The organism is Nitrosococcus halophilus Nc 4 (assembly GCF_000024725.1).
Lineage (GTDB): Bacteria > Pseudomonadota > Gammaproteobacteria > Nitrosococcales > Nitrosococcaceae > Nitrosococcus > Nitrosococcus halophilus.
The window spans coordinates 3,209,373-3,235,131 of sequence record NC_013960.1; the positions used below are offsets into that span (position 1 = coordinate 3,209,373).

Sequence of the window (25,759 nt, forward strand, 5' to 3'; positions counted from 1 at the left end):
GCTAAAGCAGAATTTAAAATATAGCTAAAACAATCAGTTGAAATCCCCCACTCTAGTGGTTTAAATCAACCGCTTTATTGGATTTCCAAATCTCGTTAACTGGCTTCTATTACCTCACTTTTTCTGAGTATTTAGTGAGTTATCCCTCGTCTTATAAAGCTGGCACAGAAGTCGCATTAAAAGAAAAGGTTCTCGTAGCCCTGTTATACCCATTCGCTTTGACAGGCCTAAATTGGCTTCCTCCTTCTACGAAAGCCATCTAGGGACAGAAACAGCAGGGCATGAAAAGCGACCAATGAGGTATTTATTAAATAAACATCAATAAAGACGGGATCATTAAAAGATGGCACAGCACACTGAAACCCTTAATATTCCTAAAACAGGTTTTGCTGGCTTAAGAGAAAACCTGGCCGCTGATTTAAGGGCGGGACTCAGTATTTCCCTGATTGCATTACCCTTAAGTTTGGGAATTGCACTAGCGTCCGGTTTTCCACCCATGGCGGGCCTAATTGCAGCTATTATCGGAGGCATGCTCGTTTCTCGCATCAACGGCTCCTATGTCACCATCAATGGACCGGCAGCCGGATTGATTGTAGTGAACCTGGCAGCCATTGAAAGCCTTGGTCAAGGAGACCCCCAGGCGGGATACCTCTATGCTCTAGCCGCTATTTTTGTGGCAGGCATTTTGGTTTTCCTCATTGGCGCGGCCAAAGCCGGAAAACTGGCGGATATTTTCCCCACTTCGGTTATTCACGGCATGTTGGCTTACATTGGGGTAGTCATCTTTGCCAAGATGATTTTCAAAATGCTGGGGGCAATTCCAGAAGTAGAGAAAATTTTAGGCTCTGATGTCCTTGGAACCATTGCCGCCATTCCCCAAGGTTTGGCTGATATGCTTCCCTCTGTCGCCATAGTGGGGGGTATTTCTTTGCTGATCATGGCGCTTCACCCCCTAATCAAGATCAAATTTATTCAGCTCATCCCGGCTCCCCTGTGGGTGCTGCTCTTTGCAATTCCAGCAGGTGCAGCCCTAAACCTGGGGACCCTGCAAGAGCAGCTAAATCTTGGAGAGGGAAATGAATTACTCCTTACCTTACCTGGTAATCCCCTGGATGCAGTGGCTTGGGTAGGAGGATTTAGCCCCGATTTTGGTAAAATTATGAGTGGCGCCTTCTGGTACGCTGTTATCAGCATCGGCTTGGTTACGGCCATCGAATCGGCCCTGAGCACCAAAGCCGTGGATCAAATAGATCCCTATCACCGGCACTCGGATATCAGCAAAGACCTACGTGGAGTGGGTGCGGGGGGTGCTGTTTCCGGCCTCCTTGGCGGCTTGCCCATGATTGCTGAAATTGTCCGTAGTAAGGCTAATGTTCTGATGGGAGCCAGAACTGGCTGGTCTAACTTTTTTCACGGTACCTGTATTTTAATTTTTATTTTTGCGTTGGCCCCGGTAATGCAAATGATCCCCATTTCAGCTTTGGCGGCCATGATGGTATTTGTGGGATATAAGCTAGCTTCTCCCGCCGAATTTATTCATACCTACAAAATTGGACGGGATCAACTCCTCTATTTCCTGGTCACTCTAATTACCTGTATTTTCACTAACCTGCTGGTAGGGGTTTTCGTCGGCGTTATCTTTAAATTCTTCTACGAGTGGTTCATCATAGGAGCCCCTGCTTCCACCCTCTTTGTGCCCAGCCTAACTGTGGATAAGGCTAGTGAGAGCGAGTATCAGGTACACGTGAAAAAAGGAGCGATGTTTACCAATTATCTCTCTTTCAAACGTCAGTTAGATAAACTGCCCAAAGGTAAGAAAATCGTCGTCGATTTTTCCGAAGCGAAAATGGCGGACTTTACTACCCAGAGCGCTTTGAATCACTACGGCAAACTCTATAGCGAAACTGGAGGATCGGTGGAGTTGGTGGGGCTGGAACAGCTTAAATCCTATTCGGATCACCCCCAATCAACACGCTATCGGCGTTAGGCTAATATTGCTGGGGAGGCGACAAGGTTGTGGCCTCCCCCCCCTCCTTAAGCTTAAAAATGATGGAACATTGGCCCTCTTAATTCATGCAGCCTTTCCTGCTGCGATTACTGTGAAGGGAACTACAGAGAGGGTTCAAACAGCTTTTAGCAACATAAAAAACAAGTAAAAATCACTCTTTATTCAGTAAGCTGCGGATTGCTACCATTCTAAGTTTTTGAAAAAAATCATTTTTATCTAAAGGAGAATATCATAGATGAAAAGAAAAATGACAAAAATCCCCTTTTATCTTGCCCTTCTCTCATTCTTGACGACCACTCCAGCCCTGGCGGGTACCGATAATGTCTTCGGTTCTTGGACTTCTCTCACTCTCCAGGGTGATTTTGGTTTTCTTTCCCCTGAAGGAAAAGATTTCCGTTGGATGATTATCGATCAGGCTCGGACCCGGGATGATAAGGATCTTAATCCTGCTCGTTTTCCTGGTGATAATGGATTTTCACCGCGATTTTCAGAGAATCTGCTGTGGGTACAAGGGGGCTATAATTTGACGGAACACTCCAGTATCTGGCTAGGCTATACCCATGACTGGATAAAGCAACTCAATGGGGGACATTTTCAGGAGAGTCGTCCCTACCAAGATTTCCTATGGGTCAAACCTTTTGGGGATCTCACCGTAATGTCCCGCAGCCGTCTGGAGCAACGGGTTGCTATTACCAATACTGGTCCTAGTGGAGACGACGTCGGGGTGCGGATACGTCAATTTGTCATGCTCAAGCACCCTGTTCCCCAAGTCGAAAAGTTATCAGTGTATGTTGGGGATGAGGTGCTGGCCTATTTAAATGAAAACCAATTTGGCGTGGAAGGATTTAGCGAAAATCGGGCCTTTGGGGGATTCACCTACCAGTTGACCCAACATGTGGGCCTTATGTTGGGCTATATGGGACAATTTATCAACAATGACGGCAGCGATGATCTCTTTACCCATAATGTTCAGTTTGACATCAATTACAAATTTTAGCGCTAGGCGCTAGGAATGAAGGGTTATTTGGCTATTAGCACTAATAGGGACCCTGCCCCGCTGGTATTTCTAGGGGGCAGGGTCATCTACGTTCCATGTATCAGGAATGAGAAAATGGGAGAAAGTAACGCTATAAAAAACGGTTTTCAACCCCACACCACATTTTAGTATAGCGCTGAACGTGAAACGTTTAATTTACCGGACCGCTCAATTACGAGGACTAGCCCTACTAGGGCTACTACTCCTGACGTTAATCCTCCTCGGGGGAATGATCTGGCGGAATGTACACCGTCTGGAGATGGTGCGCTCCTATATGAGCTACTCTCACCGTATTCAACAAGTCAGCCTTAATCTGCAACAGGTACTGCTGGAACAACTTTCTGGAGTTACCCAAGTGATTAACCCCGATCAGCTTAAACAGCTTGATGGAGAAGTCAAAGACCTGACCACATCGAGCTACTATTCAGCTGAAGAGACCCCAGAACAGTTACGCCGCCTCCACCACCTACTCTCCGGACTCATCAAGGGGCAAAACCAAACCCAGACCTCCATGTTATTTCCAGCCTTACACTTGATGAAAGATGTACTTGATGCGGAGATTGTCCAGCATGAACAAATACTCAGAGATATCATCCGAGATACGCGTACTGAATTGGAGCTAGCGGTCGGCACCTTAACCGCTATTTTGCTGCTGGGGGGATGGTTTTTACGTCGCCGGATTTTCAGCCCCCTGGAAGACCTAACCCAGTTATTATCACGGCTTGCTGAAGGAGATTTTACGCCCATTTCTACCCACCATCTAGACCCTCTGCTACTGCCAGTGTTTAGCAGTTATAATGAAATGGTGCTCCGGTTACAAAAATTGGAAGAAGAAAAACGCCTCCATGCGCAATCCCTAGAAGCAGAAATCCGAACTGCCGCCCAGGCGTTATTGGAACAACAACGAAGTTTAGCCCGTGCTGAACGGCTCGCTGCGGTTGGAGAACTGGCGGCTAGTATCGCCCATGAACTGCGCAATCCTCTGGCGGGCATCCGAATGAGCTGCAGCAACCTGCAGAAGGAAATCAGTAACCCCGATCAAGCCCAACGCCTTGATCTTATAAGCTCCGAGCTAAAACGGTTGACTCGACTTTTAAATAATCTTCTTGATCAAGCCAAGCACACTCCTCAGCCCGCCACGGAACTGCATATTGCGAGCGTTGTTCAAGAATTACTGGCCCTTACTCGCTACCAAATACCGACTCATCTGAAGCTGGAAAGCGAGATCCCAGAAACATTGAATTGCCGGTTGCCGGAGGGAGATTTTCGCCAGGCGCTACTCAACCTGGTGCTCAATGCCGCCCAAGCGATGGGTGAAACTCCAGGCACGGTACGGGTAGAGGCCCATCAAAATGATAGCACCCTTTATCTAACGGTCAGCGATGAAGGACCGGGATTTTACCAAGAAATGCTTGACGTCAGCATCCGCCCTTTTGTCAGTGGTGATCAGCGGGGAACTGGATTAGGACTAGCCATGGTACAGCGTTTTGCCCAAGAAGTGGGTGGCTATGTTCAACTTGCCAATAAACAACCCCATGGTGCTTGCGTCACCCTTGTCTTGCCCTATCAGAGAGAGCAACATGCGTGCCACGTTACTAATTATCGAGGACGAAATACTTTTAGGCACTGAACTCTCGCGCCATTACCAAAATGGAGGTTGGGAGGTAGAATGGGCCACCACGTTGTCACAAGCGCGCTCCATTATTCTGGAGCAGCGCCTCGATCCGCTTCTCATTCTCTCAGACATGAGCCTGCCAGATGGCAACGCCTTGGATCTTATGGAAGCCGTTCAGGGACAGCATGCCCATGCGGAATGGCTGTTTCTCACCGGCTATGGCAGTGTTCCTGATTCGGTGCGAGCCCTCCGGCTTGGCGCTTATGATTTTCTTGAAAAACCCTGTGAATTAGAGCACCTAGATTTAGTGGTGGCTAGCGCTGCCCGTAGTGCCCGTGCCCAACGGCGCTTGCTTTATCAAGTCCAACAACAACATCGCCAATATTCCTCCCAAGCCTTTGTAGGTCGCAGCCAAGCGGCTCAGGAGGTCCGCAAGCTGTTGGCCAAACTCACCGAAGTGCCTTTTAGCGCCCTCATTATTGGCGGCGAAACCGGGACCGGCAAAGGCCTAGCTGCCCGGATCCTGCACTACGGGGGGGCTCGGGTTCAATATCCCATGGTAGAGCTTAACTGTGCCGCATTGCCCCGGGAATTGCTGGAATCAGAGCTTTTTGGACACGAGGCAGGGGCCTTTACAGGGGCCAAAACTCGCCATCCGGGCCTTATTGAACAGGCCAATGGGGGAACTTTATTTTTGGATGAGATCGGTGAAATGCCCCTGGACCTCCAGGCCAAGTTGCTCAAGGTGATTGAAGACCGTCGAGTACGCCGCCTTGGCGGCAGCAAGGAGATCCCTGTTGATGTGCAGATCCTAGCAGCCAGCAACCGGGATTTGGAACAGATGGCTAAAAATGGGGATTTTCGCAGTGACCTGTATCATCGCCTCAGCGTTTTCCGCCTCAATCTACCGGCACTGCGGGAAGTCAAAGAAGACTTGGACGAACTCGTGCCTTTGTTTGTCGCCGAATTCAATGCCGAAGCAGGTCGACAGGTTAAGATTATCCCAGAGAAAGTTTGGGCGCGGCTTCGTGCCCATGATTGGCCCGGCAATGTGCGTGAGTTGCGTAACGTAGTAGAACGGTGCGTGCTTTTTTCTGAGGATGCCGTTTTCCCTGAACAGTGGCTCCAACTGCCGGGGCAAACGAGTCCTCCAGTCGGGCCCTCACTGACCGCGAACGATAATCAAATTTGCCTTCCTTTAGATGGGAGCATGGTGCTTGAGGATATGGACCGTTACATTATTGAAATGGCCCTTAAACGCAATGACTACAACATTGCCGCTACCGCCCGCGCTCTAGGAACCACCCGGGAAACCTTGCGTTACCGCATTCAAAAACATGGTCTCAAGCCCTCCAAGTTATTATTTTCTCGAGGCTAATATGTCATAATTAAAATAATACTCTCCCCTAAGGCTGGGCTAGAAGACCATGATTATTATCTTACAACCCAATACGGATAAAAATTCCGAAGAATACCGGGAAACTCTGCGCCACCTTTACAATCTCCCTAATATCATTATCCGAGAGCACCAAGAAATCGGGGTACAGCAGGTGCTCACGGAGCTTTATCTAATTGGAGAAACCAGCGCTATCGATACTGAAGAGATAGCCCTTTTGCCTGGCGTGGAGCGGGTTGTTCGAGTTTCCGAAGAATATCGGATCTTGGGGCGGCATAAAGATGAAACCCGCTCTAGCCACTTTGAATACAATGGGGTTCTCTTTAGCCAACATAGTCTCCATGTCTTTGCCGGGTTATGTGCCGTGGATAGCCGGGAACATGTTGAGCTGATGATGCAGGCCTTGCAGGCCAATCACCAAGTGTGCGCCCGCATGGGCGCTTATAAACCCCGTACCAGCCCCTATGCCTTTCAAGGCCTTGGCACAGCCTGTCTTCCATATGTGTTTGAGCTGGCTGGCAAATATGGGATCAAGGTCATTGCCATGGAGGTGACCCATGAATCCCATATTCATGAGATTGATCAGGCCTTGAGCAAAGCGGGTAATCCAACTGGCGTCATGCTGCAGATTGGGACTCGCAACACCCAAAATTTCGAATTATTGAAGATCGCAGGGCGCCAGCAAAAATACCCCATTTTACTTAAACGAGGTTTTGGCATTACTTTGGAAGAGTCCCTTAACGCCGCTGAGTATCTGGCCAGCGAAGGCAATCGCCGGGTGATCTTCTGCCTTCGAGGGATGAAAACCAACGCCGGTGATCCCCATCGCAATTTTGTGGATTTTGCCCATGTCCCCGTCGTCAAGCGCTTGACCCGAATGCCGGTGTGTATCGATCCCTCCCACTCGGTGGGCTCCCGCGCTCAGTCCCCTGACGGAATCATGGAGGTCATGCATGTCACCGCCCAAGGGATCATCGCCGGGGCAAATATGGTATTGGTCGATTTTCATCCTGCTCCCGAGAAAGCTTTGGTCGATGGTCCCCAAGCGTTACTGCTCGAAGAATTACCGCGTTTTTTAGAAGATGTCGCCATTGCCCGCGAAGCTTATGAAAAGCGGGTCGCCCTATTTGCCCAACCTTTACCTCGCAACCCTCTCCAAGCAGCCTTATAGTCTTTTTCATGCCTTTTTCCTGGATACCCCCCCTGGCAGGCGCTTTCGGCTTATTAGTCGCCTGGGCCGTCTATGCCATGATCAGCCGCTTACCGTCAGGAGAAGGCAAAATCCTTGAAATCACCCGCGCCATTCAGCAAGGCGCCGAGGTATTCATCCGTCAAGAATATCTGGTGCTAGCCGGATTTACTGGACTGGTGTTTGGGAGTCTGGTGACTTTTTTAAATATCGAAACGGCGCTGGCTTTCCTCCTCGGGGCCATCAGCTCTGCTACTGCGGGGTTTATCGGCATGCGTACAGCCACCCGCACCAATGGCCGTACTGCCGTAGCTGCCCATCATCAAGGCGCAGCAGCAGCCTTGACCACCGCTTTTTTTGGGGGGTCAGTTATGGGACTCACCGTCGCTTCCCTGGGATTGCTAGGTCTAGGTGGCCTTTACCTGGCCTTTGCCGATAATCCAGAAACTCTACGTGCCCTAAATGGTTTTGGAATGGGGGCTTCTATAGTGGCCCTCTTTTCCCGGGTGGGAGGCGGTATCTTCACTAAAACCGCCGATATGGGGGCCGATCTAGTAGGCAAACTTGAGATAGGAATCCCAGAAGACGACCCCCGCAATCCTGGCGTGATTACCGACAACGTCGGGGATAATGTGGGGGATATCGCCGGAATGGGCGCGGACATTTTTGAATCCTATTGCGGCTCCATCATTGCCGCTATTGCCATTGCTTCTACCATGACTGCTACTGCCATCGCCCCCTTGGGCAGTCAATCCCAACTATTGTTCCTGCCCCTAGCCCTTTCTGCGGGAGGCCTAGTTGCCTCTATTGTGGCCATTATCATGGTGCGGGGGTTTGCCGCTAAAGCTCCTGAGATGGCGCTGCGCCTGGGTGTCGGCACCGCCACGGTGTTATTTATAGCCATTGCTTGGCTCATTATCGACCTTGCTGATATGGCTATACAGCTTTGGTTGACCGTCCTTGCTGGGGCCTTGGGAAGCCTGATGATCGGTTTGGCTACCGAATATTACACTGAGCGCCGCCCCATTCGCTGCATTGCTGCTGCTGGAGAAACGGGACCAGCCACGGTGATTATTAAAGGGCTGGCCGTAGGCATGACCTCCATGGTAATACCGGTACTCACCTTGGGAGGGATTATTCTCGCCGCCACCTATCTCACGGGTCTTTATGGGGTTGCCCTTGCGGCTGTGGGTATGTTGGCCACGGTAGGGATTGTCATGGCGGTGGATGCCTACGGTCCCATCGCAGATAATGCCGGCGGAATTGCCGAGATGGCTGGCATGGGACCCCAAACCCGTCAAATCACCGATACCCTAGATGAGCTGGGCAATACCACAGCGGCTATTGGTAAGGGCTTTGCTACCGGTGCCGCCGCCTTAGCCGCTTTGGCACTGATTAGCGCTTATGTCCAAGTGGTGATCCTCCAGATTCCGAACTTTATGCTCTACATTACCGATCCTTTGGTATTGGTCGGGATGTTTATTGGAGGACTGCTCCCTTTTTTATTCAGTGCCCTCACGATGACTGCGGTGGGAGAAGCAGCAGGAGAAATGATTGTGGAAATCCGGCGTCAATTTCGGGAAATCCCCGGCTTACTCGAAGGCAAAGCAAAACCGGATAATGCCCGCTGTACCGCAATTGCTACCCGTGCTGCCCTTAAGCGGATGATCCTGCCTAGCTTACTGGCGGTGATGGTCCCTCCCCTGGTGGGGTTTACCCTAGGCCCCTATGCCCTAGGTGGGGTTTTAGGCGGAGCACTATTGACGGGAGTGATGCTTGCCCTACTGATGGCCAATACTGGAGGTGCCTGGGATAATGCTAAAAAATACATCGAAAAAGGTCATTTAGGGGGAAAAAATTCCCCTGCCCATAATGCCTCCATTGTAGGCGATACAGTGGGTGATCCTTTTAAAGACACGGCAGGTCCTTCACTTAATATTTTAATTAAAGTGGTGGCTATTGGTAGTCTTCTCATGGCTCCCTTCTTTCATTAGGAAGGTTGTATCCAAGCACTCACCTTGCCTGATTTATCCTTCAAAATATCGATGATTTCAGGTACTGTGCCCCTTTCCCCTAAGCGAACCAAGCGTAACAGGGTCATACCAGACAGGCCGGGATCCTGAATGATCTTCCCCTGCATAGCTACTTTTTTATCCAATTGATCCAGTTCCTGCTGCCGTTCGGTTTCACTGAGAGGGGCCAGTTGTTCTGCTACCCTCCAAGCCCTATCCCGGGATTTATTGAGACTAAACCCTGCGATCTTTTCATCTACCTCCCCTACTACCCGGTCCAGAAATCCGAGCAACGGCCATACTTGGGTCAATTCTTCTTCCACTCCATCTACCGTGGACACGAGGATTCCATTGATTTTGTCGAAATCCCCTTTAAGGTCTGGCAATTGCTCCCCTGGACTAGTTTCCGCTGCAGTAATACCTAGATCTAAATTGATGTGGGCATTACTTCCTAGCAACAGATGTTGCAGTACAATTGGCCACCACTGTTGTGCAGCATCAAAGGCTACTTTCCAAGCCTGGGTAATGGGAAGACCCTGTTGATAATTGTTGAAAGCTTTTAGGTAACGGTTGGCAAAAATGACATCAAACCGTTCCATCCGCTCTCCAGAATCGAAAATCCCGGCTTCGATACCCTTTTTCACATTGAGGGTCACTTCACGATACAAAGCCGGAAAATATCCCAACCGGCTCCTGTTGCGGTGGGCCCAATCAGTGATCCGGTCCAGTTCATTAATGACGTCGTCAATGGTGGTGGGAAGCATAGATATTCCTTCCTATAGGGGGTTTCTTCTTCTCTCTATGTTTTAGTTGCTTTTTATATATTTTTCACTTATTAAGTTTCTTTATTAGAGAGAGATATAATATTATCTTTATAAAAAACTACTGTCATTGTTCAAAATTCACCAGGAACAGCACCATCCAAAATCTTAAAAGGATATTTATTATTCATTTTTAAAATTGAGAAATATTTCTCAATTTTATCTATTTAATTCATATTTAAATCATAAATCAATGATAAATGATAAATGATAAAATATGTAACCCTTATTTAATTCACATTTAACTAATAATAAATGATAAGGGAATAAGATTTTGAACTGGAAGTCCGCTGAAAGTCACATACTGAAGCGATTCCAAGGGATTAAAAAGCGAATAAGAAATTAAGAGTTGAGGAAACTTTTCAATGAATAAATTTGCCTCTAATTTACTATTGGCATTGATATGTTTACCGACGCTGTCTTTAAGTCAAGCTAAAGCAGATGAACACCAAAATGTTTATAATAAATATCTACAACCTGTGGTAACCGCTATCGATTATCACACCCGTATGATATATCTTCTTAACTATGAAGAAGACAAAATAATAACCATAGACCCTTTCTTTATCGAAGGTTGGCCAGCTGATCTTCCACTGCAGCATACGATGGTATTACCGGAAGGGGATAGATTTTATGTGACCACCGATAATACGGAAAATCATCCCTCGTATATCATCGCGTTGAAGGTTAATGAAATTGACTGGGATAATGGAACGGCGGAAGTACTCCTAGATTCGTTGTTGCCGGTAGATGTTCCAAACACTCCGGCAGAATTGCCTTTTGTAGAATCCATCAACAATAACCAAGCCGTTCCTAACTGGCTATTGGCTCCGTCTACCCAAATTCACGGCCCCACATGGTTACCCTATTCAGATTTTGTCTACTTCACCGATTGGACGGGGGACAAGGTACGCGTTATTAATTACAAAACTAATGAATTTTCCGATGTCGACCCTATCAGCATCCCCGGATACACCGAACAAACACATGGCATCATGTTTAATAAGTCGGGAACCCTAGGGTTGGGAACAGGGTATTTCTTTGATAATAGCGTTATTGATTTGTATAAAGCTAATAGAGAAACCGGCCAAGTGGAAGCCGTAAAACAAATCATGCTAGGTAATGAAAAACAGCATGCGGCTTTTTCACATTATGTATTTTGGTTGGATGAACGCTATGCCATCACTGCCTCAATGCAATTTGACAAAACCTCTTTAACACCGTCCACTACACGTAGGATCATTCCACCGAGCGTATGGTTGATTGATGCCTGGGAAGGAACCGCCACTAGAATTATCAGGCATACCAACCATGTTAATGGGCATGGCATCTTTCGTTCTGCATCCGATATTGCTGTTGTTGGAAACAAACTCTATATCGCAGAAGAAGACTCGATTGATCACACCTTTGCTGATGATGGCTATGTTTCAGTCTTTGATATAAGCAGCCGCTATCGGCCACGGTTTATAAAAAGATTCAAACCAGGTGAGGATTTTCCTGAAGGCTTTGCTGTTGCCCACACCCTGAGTCCAACGGCGGATAACCGATATTTGCTACTGGCAAGCTGGGTTTCGGGGTACATCATCAAAATTGATACCTTGACGGACACCGTCGTGAAAGTGTTCGGTCCCGGTGACGGCCTCGTAATGCCACATGGCTTGTATGCCGCGGGCGGTATTCGTTAATCACTGATTGTTGAATGCACCAACCGGCCTATATATTTTCTAAAGTTAGGCCGGTTGGGTGCAGCACCGGCAATACAATCACAATAATTGACTAAGGAAGAATAACCTAGAAATGAAAAATAGCTTCTTTGCAGTCATTATGCTTCTACTGTTTACCCCAGTCAATATAACAGCTGCAACCATTGTGCTGAGGAATCCCGCGCCTTTACAAAAGGAATCGATGGCCTACTTAAGACAAGGAAGTGAAAGCAACAGTGATCAATGGAAATTGGTTGTCTTTGGCTTTACGCATTGTAGCGATATCTGTCCCATGTCGCTGGCAAATCTTTCCATGCTGATGGAAGCTGCAGCAGAAGAACAAATCAAAATAGATGGAATTTTCGTGACAGTCGATCCAGATAGAGACACAAATGCGGTCTTAGCCGACTATACCAAAAAATTTGGGTCCAATATTTCCTATTTGCGCCTGCAAGGCGAAGATCTAAAACGCTTTAAAAGTACTTTCGGCGTAGAAGCTGTTTTCTATACAAAAAATATAGGAAATAGGTTCCACTACCAGGTTGATCACAGTAGTACCGCCTTTCTAATTGATCCCGAAGGTAGAATTAGAGCGCTGTTCGATGCAGTGGAAGACGCAGGTGATATCGCGAAAATGATCCATGAGAAGGGAACATTTTTTAGCCATGAATAGGAAAGTGGCGCTAATAATTTTTGTTATATTGGCAGACACTGCCCCTGTCTTTGCCATGAACAACTACGATGATCCTCGAATTCTACTATCTTTCAAAGATAAATCCTTAACACCTGAGCTTGATATATTGCGCGTTAAAGCGAAGATCTCATCGGATAATCAGCTGATATTTGAAGTCAAAACAAGAGGAGAACGGATTAACGGGGAAACGGGGGATTACTTCTTATTACAGCTGATTAACGGGAAGTCTTATACTCTCCTCGCCCCTATAAATAAGACAAAGGAAGATAAAGTTTTAGTGTATGAGAGTACCCCCCAATCTAAAACTAACACACCCTCCTCCCTGTCCAAAAAGTTAAAAAAATTGAGTCCAAAAGCAGATTTCAGTACGAGACGCATACCCCATGGGATCGAGTACTTCATATCTATGGATTGGATCAATTTTGGCAATGACTTCAGCTATGATGCCTATACCGCCCAAGCGAGCATACAGGGAGATACTCTAAGCATCGATGAAATATACGATCAAGCAGGAAAGGGGCGCAAAGAAGAGAAACGATTTTCCGCCATTACATTACTCAACAAACTCTGTACGACACGTAAAATCATTCTAACCGAATAAGCATCCACAAAAGCTACAGCGCTAGCCATGGACGGCTTTAAGGCATTTGTATGCTCTTAGTATCTTTATACTTGAAAGAGATATAATATTACTTAATTTATAAGGGATAAAAATCAGCATTCCTCCATCCATAGGGGTGAAAAAACCAAACTAGCTGGTAAAATTTACAAATTTTATAAAATTGCCAGAATTCCCATGTTATCCGCTTTAAATCTTGCCTCTTTATCGCCAGCCTTGCCCCAGCAGGCAGGCGATCATCGACATCTTGGCCGGCTTTACGGAAGCAGTTTCGGCCTGATATTAGCAACCAGCGCCCGCCATCACCTGGGGCCTATCCTGGTGATTACGCCAGACACAATTACAGCAAACCGGCTGGAGGATGAACTCCGCTTCTATTGCAGCGGCCAACAAGATTTTCCCATCCTTCATTTTCCCGATTGGGAAACCCTCCCCTATGACATCTTCTCCCCCCATCAAGACATTATCTCCGAGCGTCTGGCCACCCTCTATCAATTGCCCCGGTTAGAGCACGGAGTGCTGATCGTCCCAGTATCCACTTTGATGCAACGCCTTGCGCCCCGGGAATACCTAGAAACCCATGGCCTATTAGTGGCAACCGGCGATCGCCTTCACTTGGAAACTTGGCGAAAGCAACTGGAAAAGGGGGGATATCGTTGCGTCTCCCAGGTGATGGAGCACGGCGAAGTCGCGTTTCGGGGTTCTCTTATCGACCTGTTCCCCATGGGCAGTAGGGTTCCCTACCGAATCGATCTTTTTGATGACGAAGTGGATAGCCTCCGTAGCTTTGACCCGGAAACTCAACGTTCCTCAGAACAGGTAGAACAGATCCAACTACTACCAGCCCGGGAATTCCCCTTGACAGAAGAGGCCATTACCCAGTTCCGAAAAAATTACCGCAGCACCTTTAGCGGCGATCCCCAACGCAGCCTTGTTTACCGCGAGGTGAGCGAAGGGACTCTCCCCCCAGGAATTGAGTATTATCTACCGCTTTTTTTCGACCGTACCGATACTCTATTCGATTATCTTCCAGAAAATACCCTAGCGGTCACCTTAGAGAGGGTCCACCCAGCAGCTGACACCTTTTGGAAAGAAATCAGCGATCGCTATGAGCAACGTCGCCACGATTTAGAACGTCCCCTGCTCAACCCCCAGCAACTCTACCTTCAAACGGGACAGCTCTTTACCGCCCTTAAAACTCTCCCCCGGATCAGCCTGCAACCCTCTGAACTAGAGGAAAAAGCAGGTCATCAAAATTTTGCCACCGAAGCGCCTCCCCAACTCACGATCAATGCCCGCGCCTCTCAACCCTTGGAAACCCTCAACCGGTTTATAGAAAATTTTGAAGGACGGGTATTATTTGCCGCCGAAACCACCGGGCGTCGGGAAACCTTACGGGAACTGCTCAAAGACAGCGGAATCCAGCCTCACCCCTTTGAAAATTGGGAAGCTTTTCTCCAAGATAAGGAACGCTTTGGGATCACCGTAGCACCGCTGCAACAGGGCTTACTGCTGGGAAAACCACAGCTTGCGGTGATTGCCGAGCCTCAATTGTTCGGCGAGCAAGCCATGCAGCAACGCCGCCGCAAAGGGCGTACCCGGGATACGGATGCAGTGGTCCGGGATCTGGTGGAGCTTTCCATAGGCGCCCCGGTGGTCCATGAAGAACATGGTGTGGGCCGCTATTTAGGATTGCAGACCCTGGAAGTCGGGAAAGTCCGCACTGAATTTATGGCGCTGGAATACGCCGATGGGGACAAACTCTACGTTCCCGTCTCCTCCCTTCACCTGATTAGCCGTTACACCGGTGCTTCCCCCGAAGCGGCTCCCCTGCATAAATTGGGCTCCGGCCAATGGGAGCGGGCCAAGCGCAAGGCCCGGGAGCGAGTCCGGGACGTAGCCGCCGAGCTACTGGCTATTTATGCCCAGCGAGCGGCGCGGAAAAAGCCCGCTCTACCTCCTCCCGATTCCCACTATGCCGCCTTCGCTAGGGACTTTCCTTTTGAAGAAACCCCAGACCAAGCCGATGCCATTGAGGCGGTGATTGCTGACCTCACTTCAGAGAAACCCATGGACCGTCTCGTCTGTGGGGATGTGGGTTTTGGTAAAACCGAAGTGGCCATGCGGGCTGCCTTTATCGCCTCCCAGGCAGGCAAACAAGTGGCGGTGCTCGTACCCACCACGCTCCTGGCCCAGCAACACCATCAAAGCTTTAAAGATCGTTTTGCCGATTGGCCAGTGCGGGTAGAGGTCATGTCCCGCTTCCGCTCCCGCAAAGAACAAGAAACTATAGTCAATGGCATTGCCGATGGCCGGGTGGATATTGTGATTGGCACCCATAAACTGCTACAGGAAAACATCCACTTCAAGGATCTGGGACTGGTCATTATTGATGAAGAACACCGGTTTGGAGTCCGACAAAAAGAACGAATGAAGGCCCTGCGGGCCGAGGTGGACGTACTCACCTTAACCGCGACCCCTATTCCTCGAACTCTGCATATGTCCCTTTCAGGACTTCGGGATCTTTCCATTATTGCCACCCCACCGGCGCGCCGCCTGGCTATTAAAACTTTTGTACGGCAGTGGGATGATAGTCTCCTCCGGGAAGCTTTGCTGCGGGAAATCAAACGAGGGGGGCAAATTTATTTTCTCCACAATGAAGTGGAAAGCATCGAAAAAATGGCCCACCGGGTTCAAACCCTCTTCCCCGAGGCCAAAGTGGGCGTTGCCCACGGTCAAATGCGGGAACGGGAGCTAGAACAGGTGATGCTAAATTTTTACCACCGGCGCTTTAATGTCCTGGTTTGCACCACTATCATCGAAACGGGGATTGATATTCCTAGTGCCAATACCATCATCATCCATCGAGCCGATAAATTTGGCCTGGCTCAACTTTATCAGTTGCGTGGACGGGTGGGACGCTCCCACCATCGGGCCTACGCTTATTTGATTGTCCCTCCTCGCTCGGTGATGACCGCAGATGCGGTCAAACGCCTAGAGGCCATCGAGTCCCTGGAAGAACTAGGAGCCGGTTTTACCCTGGCCACCCACGATATGGAGATCCGAGGAGCCGGAGAACTGCTGGGTAAAGGCCAAAGTGGACAAATGCAAGAAATCGGTTTTAGCCTTTACAATGACTTACTGGAGCGGGCGGTCAATAGCTTAAAATCTGGGCAAACCTTGGATTTGGAGCAGCCTACAGAACATGGTCCAGAGGTCGATCTCCATGCCCCCGCCCTCATTCCGGAAGATTACCTTCCTGATGTGCATACCCGATTGGTGCTCTATAAACGGATCGCCACCGCCAAAAGCAACCAAGAACTGAAGGAACTCCAGGTGGAGATGATTGATCGCTTTGGCTTATTGCCAGAGGCCACTAAGACTTTATTTGCTATCCATGAACTTCGCCTGAAAGCCAGTGAAATCGGCATTCGCAAAATCGAGGCAAGTACCCGCGGCGGCCGGCTCCACTTCCAACCAGAGCCTAACGTGGATCCCATGGCAATCATTAACTTGATACAGAAGCAACCTAGCGTCTATAAACTAGATGGCCAGGAAAAACTCCGCTTTATCCAAGAACTGCCGGATACCCAGGCGCGCTTAGAGGCCTTAGAAAGACTGCTTAAGGTATTAACCATGAAAAAGGCAGCCTAAACTTAATGAATGGGATTGCCAGGGAGTCATCTCCCGCATGCTGAGATACAAAACAATCATGGTAGCGATTGGCATCAGCCTTCTAGCGACTGCCTGCACCTACCGATCCTCTCCTAGAATCGAGCAGGCCACTGAACAGCTAGCTTATGTGACTGGAAGCTTAGACTTCCGAAATGTGATGTTCAGCCAGGTCTTTATTATTGCGGTTGATGGCAAGCGATTAAAATTTTGGCAAAACCAAGTGGCGGTCACTCCCGGCTCCCATCGCTTTACAGTAGGCTATCGCTATCGGGATCCTGGAGATCACCCTACCCGAAAGACCACCATTGCCTTTACTGCTATCGCCGGTAGAGATTATCGGTTGGAATATTATTATGGGCAAATTTTAGTCCGGGATAGGAACAATTATAAAATTATCGCCCAGCAACGTCTCCCCTAAATAACCACTTCTGTCTTCCTAAGAAACTCCCAGGCTTATCCATACTTGGTGAGAATTCGCGTCAACTCTGACAATTTTTTCTGGACTGCGTCATTGAGCAAGCCCTCCTCATCAATTTCATTTTCGATAGCACAGGCCATCATTTCACAAAAGGCTTTATTCACAGCGGTGCGAGAAGCGGCTAATTGCTGGGCAATGGATTCACAGCGTTCGCCTTCCTCGATCATACGACGGATCGCCCGGATCTGGCCCTCCACGCGTGCCAGCCTGGAAAGCAGTCCTTTCTTACGTGCGTCTTTCGAGCGGTCTAAATCAGACATGAAGATCTCCTGGAAACACTTCTGAATACATATTATACAGGCGGGGGTATATAAAAATAAGCCTGTCATACGCCCGTATTGTATTCGCGGTTACTCAGAACAAATGGTACTCTTTCCATTGGACCGGCCCCATTTTAGACGCTACCAGTGCGTTAATAAGTTTTGAGGGGTTGACTTTCCTGGCCTCTCATCCTTCCTCTTTGTGCCCAAAGCGCACGCTAACAGCAAGAAAACGTCACATTCCTCCCAAAATTTTTACCGAGATACTTGAACATCAGGACAAGCTCCAGATAATCTAGCGTTAGTCTTGGGCACGTTTTCCTGAGTATAGAAAACCAAAGGTGGATCTTATTAATTTGATATACCCCCGCCTGTATACTAGAATATGTTTATTATAAAGATTTAGTGCTTATAAAGGGGAAACGATGACTGAATTTACACCTGTCAGTGGCCTCATTGGAGGTCTGATGATTGGATTGTCCAGCGTCTTGATGCTTCTAGGCATGGGCCGTATTGCGGGCATTAGCGGAATTTACAGCGGCTTGTTGACTCCGGCTAAGGGAGACTTGGGGTGGCGCATCATGTTTATGGGGGGACTCATCCTGGGCGGAGTAACCTGGCCTCTGCTGACGGGAAGTCCCTTCCCTGTCGATTTGCAGGTCAGCTGGCCAATCATGTTGTTCGCGGGATTTCTGGTTGGCTTTGGTACGAGACTCGGCAGTGGCTGCACCAGCGGTCACGGTGTCTGCGGAATTGGAAGGCTGGCACCCCGCTCAATGATAGCAACCCTCACCTTTATGACAGCGGCTGGAATGACAACCTTTGTAATGCGTCATCTCCTTGGAGGCTAACATGACTCAAAGAAATAACATGGTGCAACTTATTCTATCGCTAGTGTCAGGCATTCTGTTTGCTCTGGGGCTAATCGTTTCGCAAATGGTGAACCCGGCTAAAGTTCTCAATTTTTTAGATATCGCCGGCACCTGGGACCCGACTTTGGCCTTCGTGATGGGAGGCGCCCTGCTTGTGACAATTCCGGCGTTCCGGCTCATTCTCAAGCGGCCGCATCCCTTATTTGCGAAACGTTTCTATCTGCCGACGAAGCAGGATATAGATGTACGTCTAGTAACCGGCGCAACACTTTTCGGAGTGGGCTGGGGGCTCGCTGGCCTCTGTCCCGGGCCGGCTATTACTGCGCTCGCCACGGGGCTGTTGCCGGTCGTCGGCTTCGTTGCTGCAATGGTTGCAGGAGCTTTTGCACACAAGTTGATATTCGAGCAAAGAACCTAAAGGAATTTCATCATGGTAAGAATATATTGAGAATTTTCAGCCGTTGGGGATTACCGAATCCTTCATGATAGGATAGAAGATACTTAAGATGGGAGAGAAGAGGAGACAACTCAATATTTATTCTCCCAATATGTTTTGACATTTTCATATCCTATAGCGCTTCGCTCATCAACAGAGCAATGAAAGACGGTACTCTAACTCACGGACTTGGGCCTGTAGCCGTTCCCTCTCTTCTAACAACTCGACAGCCAATATCGCCCCTGCCATATTGACCTCTAAATCCTCAGAAAGACGCAGTACTTGGCGTACACGACGGGCAGCGACACCAGGGAAAAGCCACTGCTCTGGCCGGCTACCTTGAGGATTAAGCAAACCCAGCTCTACCATCTCGAAGACAGTTTCGGGAGTAATTCCGCAGATCTCCGTCAATTCCGTTAGGGTGAAGTGATCCTCATCAATCACCACGCCCGTCACAACTGAATTTTTCATAGGTTACATTCCCAGCTTCCGACGAGGGTTAAAGGGCATGACGTTAGCAAGGTGGCGATAAGCTTCCCGTGCCGCTTCACTCTCCGCCTGGGGCAAAACCACTTGTAGCACCACATATTGATCACCGGGCGGGTTTCCCGGCAAGCCCCGGCCCTTGAGCCGTAAACGGTGACCGCTTTGAGAACCTGGAGGAATTTTCATTTTTACCTCACCGCCTAAAGTCGGCACGGAAAGATCCGCACCCAAGGCGGCCTCCCAGGGAGCGACGGGTAAATCCACATAAATATCCTTGCCCTCAGGGCGGTAGAAGGGATGAGGTTGAAACACCACCTCCAAGTAGAGATCCCCTGGGCGTCCCCCACCCATTCCCGGAGAGCCCTGCCCCGATAACCGGATCTGCTGGCCCTGGGTTACCCCTTTAGGAATCTTAACCCGCAGACTGCGAGTACGGTTCACCACCTGCCCTTGGCGGTTGATTTCAGGGACTTGTAATGTAATCGTGCGCGTCGCCCCCTGATAGCTATCCTCTAAGCTGACCTCTAACCGGGCGTGTTGGGATTCACCAGGCCTTCGAAATCCAGTTGTGGTCCGAGTCGTCCGGCGAAAGGGCGCACCACCAAAAAGTGATTCAAAAAATTCCCCTAAATCAGCAAAATCCGCTGCACCGAAACCACCCGGGCCAGACCAATAACGCTGTTCCCACTCCGGTGGCGGGCGAAATTCCTCTCCCGTTCTCCACCCTGAACCCAACTGATCGTAAGCGGCCCGTTTTTCCGGGTCTTTGAGTACCTCATAGGCTTCATTAATTTCCTTAAAATGCTCCTCCGCCTGAGGCTCCTTGCTCACATCCGGGTGGTACTTACGGGCCAAGCGCCGATAGGCCCCCTTAATTTCCTCCGGGGACGCGGTCCGAGGCAAGCCCATGATTTTGTAATAATCCTTATATTCCATGGCTATTTTTGGAAAACTTGAGAAGTGGATTGTTGCCGCTGCGGCGTCCAGCGCTCCTCTAGCTTGGCCAAATTCTGCCGATGGGTGATGATCACCACTTCATCTTTGGCTTCCAGTAAGGTTTCTGCTTCTGGAATAAGAAATTCCTGGTTCCGATAAATACAAATCACCCGACTGTTCTCAGGTAAATTAAGCTTTTCAATAGTTCCTTTATCCTGTTCCCGGACCACGAATGAAAATACCCGAGCCACATCCCGAATCATTGTGGTGAGCTCTAAAGGATCTCGACCTTCAAACATATCGGCCAAATAGCGCCCAATGGTCCGAGCCGGAATAATGGTATCGTCCAGCCCCAACTCAATGCAGAGATGCTCCAATTCCGGATCTTCTATCTTGGTTACGACCCGGGAAAATCCCAATGACCGCCCCACAAGACTAGCGAGGATATTGGCCTGATCATTACCCGTCAGACAATATAAAATATGCGTATCCGCTGGATCGGCTTGGCGTAAGATAGCAGGTTTGCTGCCATCGCCATGTAAAAACCCACAGTCAAGCTCTTCGGCCAAGACATCGATTCGCTCTTTTCTGCGCTCAACGAAAATCACCTCATGCCCTCGCTTCAAAAGTAAGCGGGCCGTCATCACTGCCAAAGAACTTGCCCCAATAAAAACCGCTCGCATTGTTCAAGCTAACCTTCTTAATAATAATAGAAGCAAAGCAGCCGACTACCTCACCGGAATTGAGCCCGCCGCCCTATCCAAGTACGAGGATAGCAGAGAACCAACAAGGCAATAATCTCCAACCGGCCAAGCAGCATATCGATACAAAGCAAAAGTTTTAAGAGAGGATGCAGTTCAGGGCCAGTAATTCCAGTGGAAAGACCAACCGTCCCCGTTGCCGATATCACCTCGAACAGCGCATCTAAGGGAGGCTCCCCCAAAAGCACAAATACTAACCATGAAAGCATCACCACCAACCCAAACAGCACAATCAGTAACAGAATCTGCTGGATTTCCTCTTCCTGCAAAACTTTCCCCGCCAGTCTAGGTTTGTGGACAGCCTGGGGGGGAAGGGCCGTACGCTCAATAAGCAGCTGAACCAATCGCAAAAAAATTAACAGCCGCAATATCTTGATACCCCCGGCGGTAGAACCGATTCCCCCTCCCACACTCATCATCCCCATCAACCATAATTTCGAGGCAGGATCCAGAGCCGCCACCTCAAGGTTACTAAAACCGGCTGTAGTCAGGGCGGAAAAACCAAGCAGCAAGCCTTGGGAAAAACTCTCCGCCCAAGACGCCGCGCCCCAGGCATCGAGGCGCCATGCCAGAATTCCTCCCCCCACCAACCCCATCAGTGATAAGGCCCGCAATTCCATATCAAAGGCACGTAAATCCCTATTGGTCAGGGCTTGACGCCAACCCGAGTGATAAATAAGGTAGTAAAGTGGTAGGGGAATGGCGCCCCCCAAAGCCAACAAGATCACCGCCCAGCGAGCGATCTCGGTATCTAGTCCCAGTAAGCTCTCATCTGAAGGTGAAAAACCTCCCGTAGAAACGGCTGAGAGCCCGTAGCTCAGAGCACTGGAAAAATCCCCTAAAATGGCCCATAGCACCCATAATCCCCAACCAGTCAATACCCCATAGACCACCAACATCCGCCGAGCATGAGCCCTCGCCGTGGTAACCAACCCCTCAGCGCCTCCAATGGGTTCAACTAACCGCCTGGCGGCCATATGCTGTCCCATGAGCAAGGCGACGGAAAGCACGACAATCCCCAGCCCCCCATACCATTGCATCCAAGCCCGAGCGAAGAGAAAGGTCTGGGATTTATCCTCAACGGTGGCTAAGGTGGACAATCCCGTCGTGGTGATCGCAGACACGGCCTCAAAGAGGGCATCTAAAAAGGAAAGACCTTCGCCCATGAGGGGAAAACTCATGAACAGGGGAGCTAGAATAAAAGCAAGGGCAACTACGGTTAAGGCTTCATTGGTCTGCACCTGGGTCGGTACAGGCAATCGTAACAGGGGAATGGTGAAGAAACTAAGAACAAGGATAACAACAAGGTAACGAAGGCTTAGTTCATACTCATTAAAAATAACCGATGCCCCGAGAGGGGCAAGGGTCAGAATCGCCAGCATAGCGATTAACTGACCCAGGTATTTTGCAACTACCCGGCCGTGAACGGCATAGCTGAGAGTCGAAGTTCCTTCGTCCAGAGTCGCCTCTCTTCCAAACGATGACGATGACTAGATAGAATCCCCCCTGCTCCTTCAGCTACTCGCTTCATCCCATCAACCCAGAAGCCAGGGGACCGCCCACCAAAAACACTATCAACAGATGCCCTAGAGATAGACCGAGAGCCGGCAAAAACCCCCAAGATAAAGCAGACTTTAGCAGAACAGTATTGATCAGCACTTTCCATAGCAAAAGCGGGAGCGTTAAAAAAGTGACTACCCGAGTAAAACGTTCTTCAGGAAGCGGCAAATCCCCTAAAAGAAAAGAGAGAAACAACTGGGCAATGCACACCACAACCCCCGCACAAGCCATTGCTGTCAACGTTTGCAAGATTCGATTACCGAATTTGAGCAACGTCAAGGGCACACCAGCCACCAAAACGAGCAGTAGGGCATCGAATACTCCCAAAAACCCTGCGGCCGCTATTGAGTGATCCAAGGATTCTACCCACATCCGGCCCAAAATATAGGCTATCAAGCTCCCAGTAAGGAGCGCAGTTGAAGAAGGCAATTTCTGCGGTCCGGCATCTAACCGACATATCACATATAATGCCTTGACAAAATCAATTATTTTTGAGAACATTTTCGGCCCACCTTTGTAAGGCACCATTAGCGGTGCATTTTCTTATTTTCCAAAGCGGTAACAGCCCTTTCTGTTACTATTCCACGCTTTTCGCCGACTCTCCCGGCCTTTCGTTCTCCCCTTGCCTATCGTCATCAGCTAGGAAATTTATATCCCTTAGGGTTGATACTAACCTTTACAAAGAAAGGGCCGACTATAACGCAATAACTCGTTCCATGCCATATCATCTCATGAAAAAAACGAAGCTTTTTTTTGTAAAACTTAACTTAATCAAATAATTATAACTTATGATTGCTAGAGGACAGGGCCACGCGAAGACAAAACTCCACGTGGCATATCATCCATTGCTAGGCTGGATTAGTGGAGGGGATCGCGCTGCTTTGGTGTCAGTTGCTCTTTCCAGGGCTGAGGCAAATTCTGTACCCAACCATTATAGACCACAGGAATAGGAAGCAGACCTTGCCCCCCCATCCCTGGATTGGCGGTAATAGTGTCATCCATGGCGGTCTCCGGAGTGGCGGTCAACAGGATCCTGCCTACCACTTTAGCATCGGAAGGATCTTCATCGCCGTTCGGATCGATATCCACTACCTGAAGCGTGTTCGCCGCCTGGCTGCTGATATAAGCATAGTATCCTCCACCCTTCTTAGCCCCGAATTGCACCCCATGGCAGCCGGCATCGCAAGGCAGGGAGGCCACCAGTTCATCCTTTCGGGTGTCCACGATGGTAATGGTGTCGGTCAAAATATTGGCTGTCACCATGGCGATACCATCCGGGCTCACCGGGGTCTGGATCGGCAATCCGCCCACCGGGCCGGTGATCTCTCCCGTGAGCGGATTGTAATTCTGCAAGAGATTAATGGTTTTCAACACCTCACCTGTTTGAGTTTCAATCAAAGTGAAGGTGCTATCAAGAAAATTCGCCACATAATACTTGCTAGAATCAGGCATCATGCCAGTAGCAATGGGATGGGCTTCTAAGGTGCCGGTGGGGACGATCTCTAGGACTTCGTCCCTCCAAAAATCATAGATCGTCGAGTCCCCCGTGAAAACGTTGGGGGTTACCATGGTCATGCCATCATGTCCCATCCAGTGGGCATGGGGCCCTGGCCTGCCAATATCGATCTCCCGCTCCACACCGTTGGCGAGAGGGGCCAACTCAACCACCGATTCTTGGTCATCGGAACCATTGAGAGAGACGTGTAGTTGGTCGGTATCTACCCGGGTCATCACATGGGCTGGCGCTTCGCCCACCGTTATTCGGTCTATCAACTGGCCTGTTTCTCGCTCGAATAGGGTCAGCTTGCTATCAAACCATTCGGTGACATAAATCAGATTCTGGTCCCGATCAGTCCACATATTGTGGGGATTGTTCATCTCGATATGGGGCAAAGAGACTTTCCGTGTGACCTCCCAAGTGGTGGCATCCACGGCCGTTGCAGTCCCTGGCTTTTCTTTATCCGCCGTAGTTTCAAACTGGGTATCCACCCAGACTTCTCCTACGCCTTCTCGGGATGGAGTTAAGAGGGCAGGTAATTCAGTATCATTGCCATATCGGGCGTTTAACACCTGGGGTAGATTGACTACTGCGCCGCCAGCGATGCGTACGTTAACATTCGGATAGCTGACATGCCAGGGCTCCGTGGAAGCAAAATTCTGCCAATTGGCAGGTTCAGTCAGGATAAAAAATCCTCGCAGCAGCCGGGTAGCCAAATCACTGCTGGTGGGTACCGTGATCCCATTGATGAGCGTAATGTTTTCACCAAGATCTAGCCCTTCTGTTGTGGGATCGTCCACCACTACGGCTCCCAACATGTAGGGATGAATCTGGCAAAAAAAGACATACAACCCCGGGGTCGTTAACTCTACCTCCGCACTTCCCTTTTGAGGGTCAGTGTCAAAGGGCATATTGGCAGCACCAGCAGGATAGAGCAGGCTGGTCATAGTGTGAACCGTATTCGATTCCCCCTTGAACCGGACCTCTACCCCAGGAGTCCCCACACCCAACGAACCCGCACCTGCTACCGGACCGGCAGCATTTCTGAACCAACGACCTGGCCCATCATTGAGTTCAAAGACAGTCCGATTACTTCCCTTATCCCCCAAGGCTAAGCCGGGGAAAACGAATACCAAAATAAGTACATATTCAATCATTCTCATAACGCCACTCCCTCAGTACGGTACCAAATCACCTCGCCTTATGACCCTGTATGGTTACCGGTTTAAACACGTGAGCCAAGCGGCTATAATACTTGAGCGCCTACGATCCGGCTCACGCACTCACCCGAGAACTTAAACATTTTCAGCCCTAGCATCAAGCCCGTATTGGGCGCATGATAATCACTCATTTAGATACTGGCTTTAGCTATAAATTATTAGTCCCTTTCCCAATTATGCCGCTTACCAAAAATCAAATACGCCATCTACGCGCTCTAGCCCACTCTCTAAAACCGGTTGTGATCATAGGCCAAAACGGGGTGACTGAAGCTGTACTAGAGGAAATAAACAACGCCTTAGAGCACCATGAACTGATTAAGATTAAAATCCAGGGGGCAGAACGGGAAGAACGTTCGGCAATGATTGAGCATGTCCTGGAGGCGACTCAAGCAGAGTTGGTGCAAATCATTGGCAGGATAGGCGTCTTTTACCGGCGTGGGGAAAAAGCCCGTTTGGTTCTACCTTAAGCTATTCACCTAGAAAC

Annotated in this window: 22 protein-coding genes; 14 read left to right on the top strand and 8 right to left on the bottom strand. The window is 49.2% G+C overall.

The window, feature by feature from the left end:
- The first annotated feature begins 343 nt into the window (after positions 1 to 343).
- The 6 genes from NHAL_RS15205 (at position 344) to NHAL_RS15230 (ending at position 9,238) form a co-directional block, all read left to right on the top strand.
- Complete coding sequence (locus NHAL_RS15205) at positions 344 to 1,987, top strand: SulP family inorganic anion transporter (protein ID WP_013034034.1); 1,644 nt, start codon at positions 344 to 346, stop codon at positions 1,985 to 1,987.
- Between the two features lie 256 nt (positions 1,988 to 2,243).
- Positions 2,244 to 3,005 carry a DUF2490 domain-containing protein gene (locus NHAL_RS15210; RefSeq protein ID WP_013034035.1) on the top strand — a complete coding sequence of 254 codons (762 nt, stop codon included), beginning with the start codon at positions 2,244 to 2,246 and terminating at the stop codon, positions 3,003 to 3,005.
- Positions 3,006 to 3,186: 181 nt separating this feature from the next.
- Entirely contained in the window at positions 3,187 to 4,674 is a 1,488-nt protein-coding gene (locus NHAL_RS15215) for a sensor histidine kinase (RefSeq protein WP_013034036.1), read from the top strand.
- Positions 4,625 to 6,037, top strand: coding sequence for a sigma-54-dependent transcriptional regulator (locus tag NHAL_RS15220; RefSeq protein ID WP_013034037.1), 1,413 nt, complete (start codon positions 4,625 to 4,627; stop codon positions 6,035 to 6,037). Before NHAL_RS15215 ends, NHAL_RS15220 begins: the two co-directional genes overlap by 50 nt.
- A 49-nt stretch (positions 6,038 to 6,086) precedes the next feature.
- Positions 6,087 to 7,226 (top strand): 3-deoxy-7-phosphoheptulonate synthase, encoded by a 1,140-nt coding sequence (locus NHAL_RS15225; protein ID WP_013034038.1) that lies wholly within the window; start codon positions 6,087 to 6,089, stop codon positions 7,224 to 7,226.
- 8 nt (positions 7,227 to 7,234) lie between these two features.
- Complete coding sequence (locus NHAL_RS15230) at positions 7,235 to 9,238, top strand: sodium-translocating pyrophosphatase (RefSeq protein WP_013034039.1); 2,004 nt, start codon at positions 7,235 to 7,237, stop codon at positions 9,236 to 9,238.
- Here the strand turns inward: NHAL_RS15230 and NHAL_RS15235 are convergent.
- The gene (locus NHAL_RS15235; RefSeq protein WP_013034040.1) at positions 9,235 to 10,020 is read right to left on the bottom strand and encodes a DUF5995 family protein; all 786 of its coding nucleotides are present in this window, start codon (positions 10,018 to 10,020) and stop codon (positions 9,235 to 9,237) included. The genes NHAL_RS15230 and NHAL_RS15235 overlap by 4 nt on opposite strands.
- 422 nt (positions 10,021 to 10,442) lie before the next feature.
- Here NHAL_RS15235 and NHAL_RS15240 point away from each other — a divergent pair, with 422 nt between their 5' ends.
- The 5 genes from NHAL_RS15240 (at position 10,443) to NHAL_RS15260 (ending at position 17,186) form a co-directional block, all read left to right on the top strand.
- Entirely contained in the window at positions 10,443 to 11,762 is a 1,320-nt protein-coding gene (locus NHAL_RS15240) for a YncE family protein (RefSeq protein ID WP_013034041.1), read from the top strand.
- A gap of 112 nt (positions 11,763 to 11,874) precedes the next feature.
- A complete protein-coding gene (locus tag NHAL_RS15245; protein ID WP_013034042.1) occupies positions 11,875 to 12,453 on the top strand; it encodes an SCO family protein in 579 nt (192 codons plus the stop codon).
- Positions 12,446 to 13,075: a hypothetical protein gene (locus NHAL_RS15250; RefSeq protein WP_013034043.1), complete on the top strand. Its 630-nt coding sequence runs from the start codon at positions 12,446 to 12,448 to the stop codon at positions 13,073 to 13,075. Before NHAL_RS15245 ends, NHAL_RS15250 begins: the two co-directional genes overlap by 8 nt.
- Before the next feature lie 195 nt (positions 13,076 to 13,270).
- Positions 13,271 to 16,747: a transcription-repair coupling factor gene (gene mfd, locus NHAL_RS15255; protein WP_013034044.1), complete on the top strand. Its 3,477-nt coding sequence runs from the start codon at positions 13,271 to 13,273 to the stop codon at positions 16,745 to 16,747.
- A 37-nt stretch (positions 16,748 to 16,784) separates the two neighbouring features.
- Positions 16,785 to 17,186 carry a hypothetical protein gene (locus tag NHAL_RS15260; protein ID WP_013034045.1) on the top strand — a complete coding sequence of 134 codons (402 nt, stop codon included), beginning with the start codon at positions 16,785 to 16,787 and terminating at the stop codon, positions 17,184 to 17,186.
- A 35-nt stretch (positions 17,187 to 17,221) separates the two neighbouring features.
- Here the strand turns inward: NHAL_RS15260 and NHAL_RS15265 are convergent, their stop codons facing one another.
- Positions 17,222 to 17,506, bottom strand: coding sequence for a metal-sensing transcriptional repressor (locus tag NHAL_RS15265; RefSeq protein ID WP_013034046.1), 285 nt, complete (start codon positions 17,504 to 17,506; stop codon positions 17,222 to 17,224).
- 425 nt (positions 17,507 to 17,931) lie between these two features.
- Here NHAL_RS15265 and NHAL_RS15270 point away from each other — a divergent pair, with 425 nt between their 5' ends.
- Positions 17,932 to 18,357: a YeeE/YedE family protein gene (locus NHAL_RS15270; RefSeq protein WP_013034047.1), complete on the top strand. Its 426-nt coding sequence runs from the start codon at positions 17,932 to 17,934 to the stop codon at positions 18,355 to 18,357.
- Position 18,358: 1 nt separating this feature from the next.
- Positions 18,359 to 18,796: a YeeE/YedE family protein gene (locus NHAL_RS15275; RefSeq protein WP_013034048.1), complete on the top strand. Its 438-nt coding sequence runs from the start codon at positions 18,359 to 18,361 to the stop codon at positions 18,794 to 18,796.
- A gap of 168 nt (positions 18,797 to 18,964) precedes the next feature.
- Here the strand turns inward: NHAL_RS15275 and NHAL_RS15280 are convergent, their stop codons facing one another.
- From NHAL_RS15280 to NHAL_RS15305, 6 genes are all read right to left on the bottom strand, one after another.
- Positions 18,965 to 19,285 (bottom strand): chaperone modulator CbpM, encoded by a 321-nt coding sequence (locus NHAL_RS15280; protein ID WP_013034050.1) that lies wholly within the window; start codon positions 19,283 to 19,285, stop codon positions 18,965 to 18,967.
- A gap of 3 nt (positions 19,286 to 19,288) precedes the next feature.
- Positions 19,289 to 20,236: a DnaJ C-terminal domain-containing protein gene (locus tag NHAL_RS15285; RefSeq protein ID WP_013034051.1), complete on the bottom strand. Its 948-nt coding sequence runs from the start codon at positions 20,234 to 20,236 to the stop codon at positions 19,289 to 19,291.
- 2 nt (positions 20,237 to 20,238) lie between these two features.
- Positions 20,239 to 20,919, bottom strand: coding sequence for a potassium channel family protein (locus NHAL_RS15290; RefSeq protein ID WP_013034052.1), 681 nt, complete (start codon positions 20,917 to 20,919; stop codon positions 20,239 to 20,241).
- Positions 20,920 to 20,969: 50 nt separating this feature from the next.
- Positions 20,970 to 22,379, bottom strand: coding sequence for a TrkH family potassium uptake protein (locus NHAL_RS15295; protein ID WP_041355055.1), 1,410 nt, complete (start codon positions 22,377 to 22,379; stop codon positions 20,970 to 20,972).
- A gap of 145 nt (positions 22,380 to 22,524) precedes the next feature.
- On the bottom strand, positions 22,525 to 23,058 hold the full coding sequence (locus NHAL_RS15300; protein ID WP_013034054.1) for a hypothetical protein: 534 nt from the start codon (positions 23,056 to 23,058) through the stop codon (positions 22,525 to 22,527).
- A gap of 357 nt (positions 23,059 to 23,415) precedes the next feature.
- A complete protein-coding gene (locus NHAL_RS15305; protein ID WP_013034055.1) occupies positions 23,416 to 25,218 on the bottom strand; it encodes a multicopper oxidase in 1,803 nt (600 codons plus the stop codon).
- Positions 25,219 to 25,451: 233 nt separating this feature from the next.
- On the opposite strand from NHAL_RS15305, the gene yhbY reads away from it, so the two are divergent.
- A complete protein-coding gene (yhbY, locus tag NHAL_RS15310; protein ID WP_013034056.1) occupies positions 25,452 to 25,742 on the top strand; it encodes a ribosome assembly RNA-binding protein YhbY in 291 nt (96 codons plus the stop codon).
- The last annotated feature ends 17 nt before the right edge of the window (positions 25,743 to 25,759 follow it).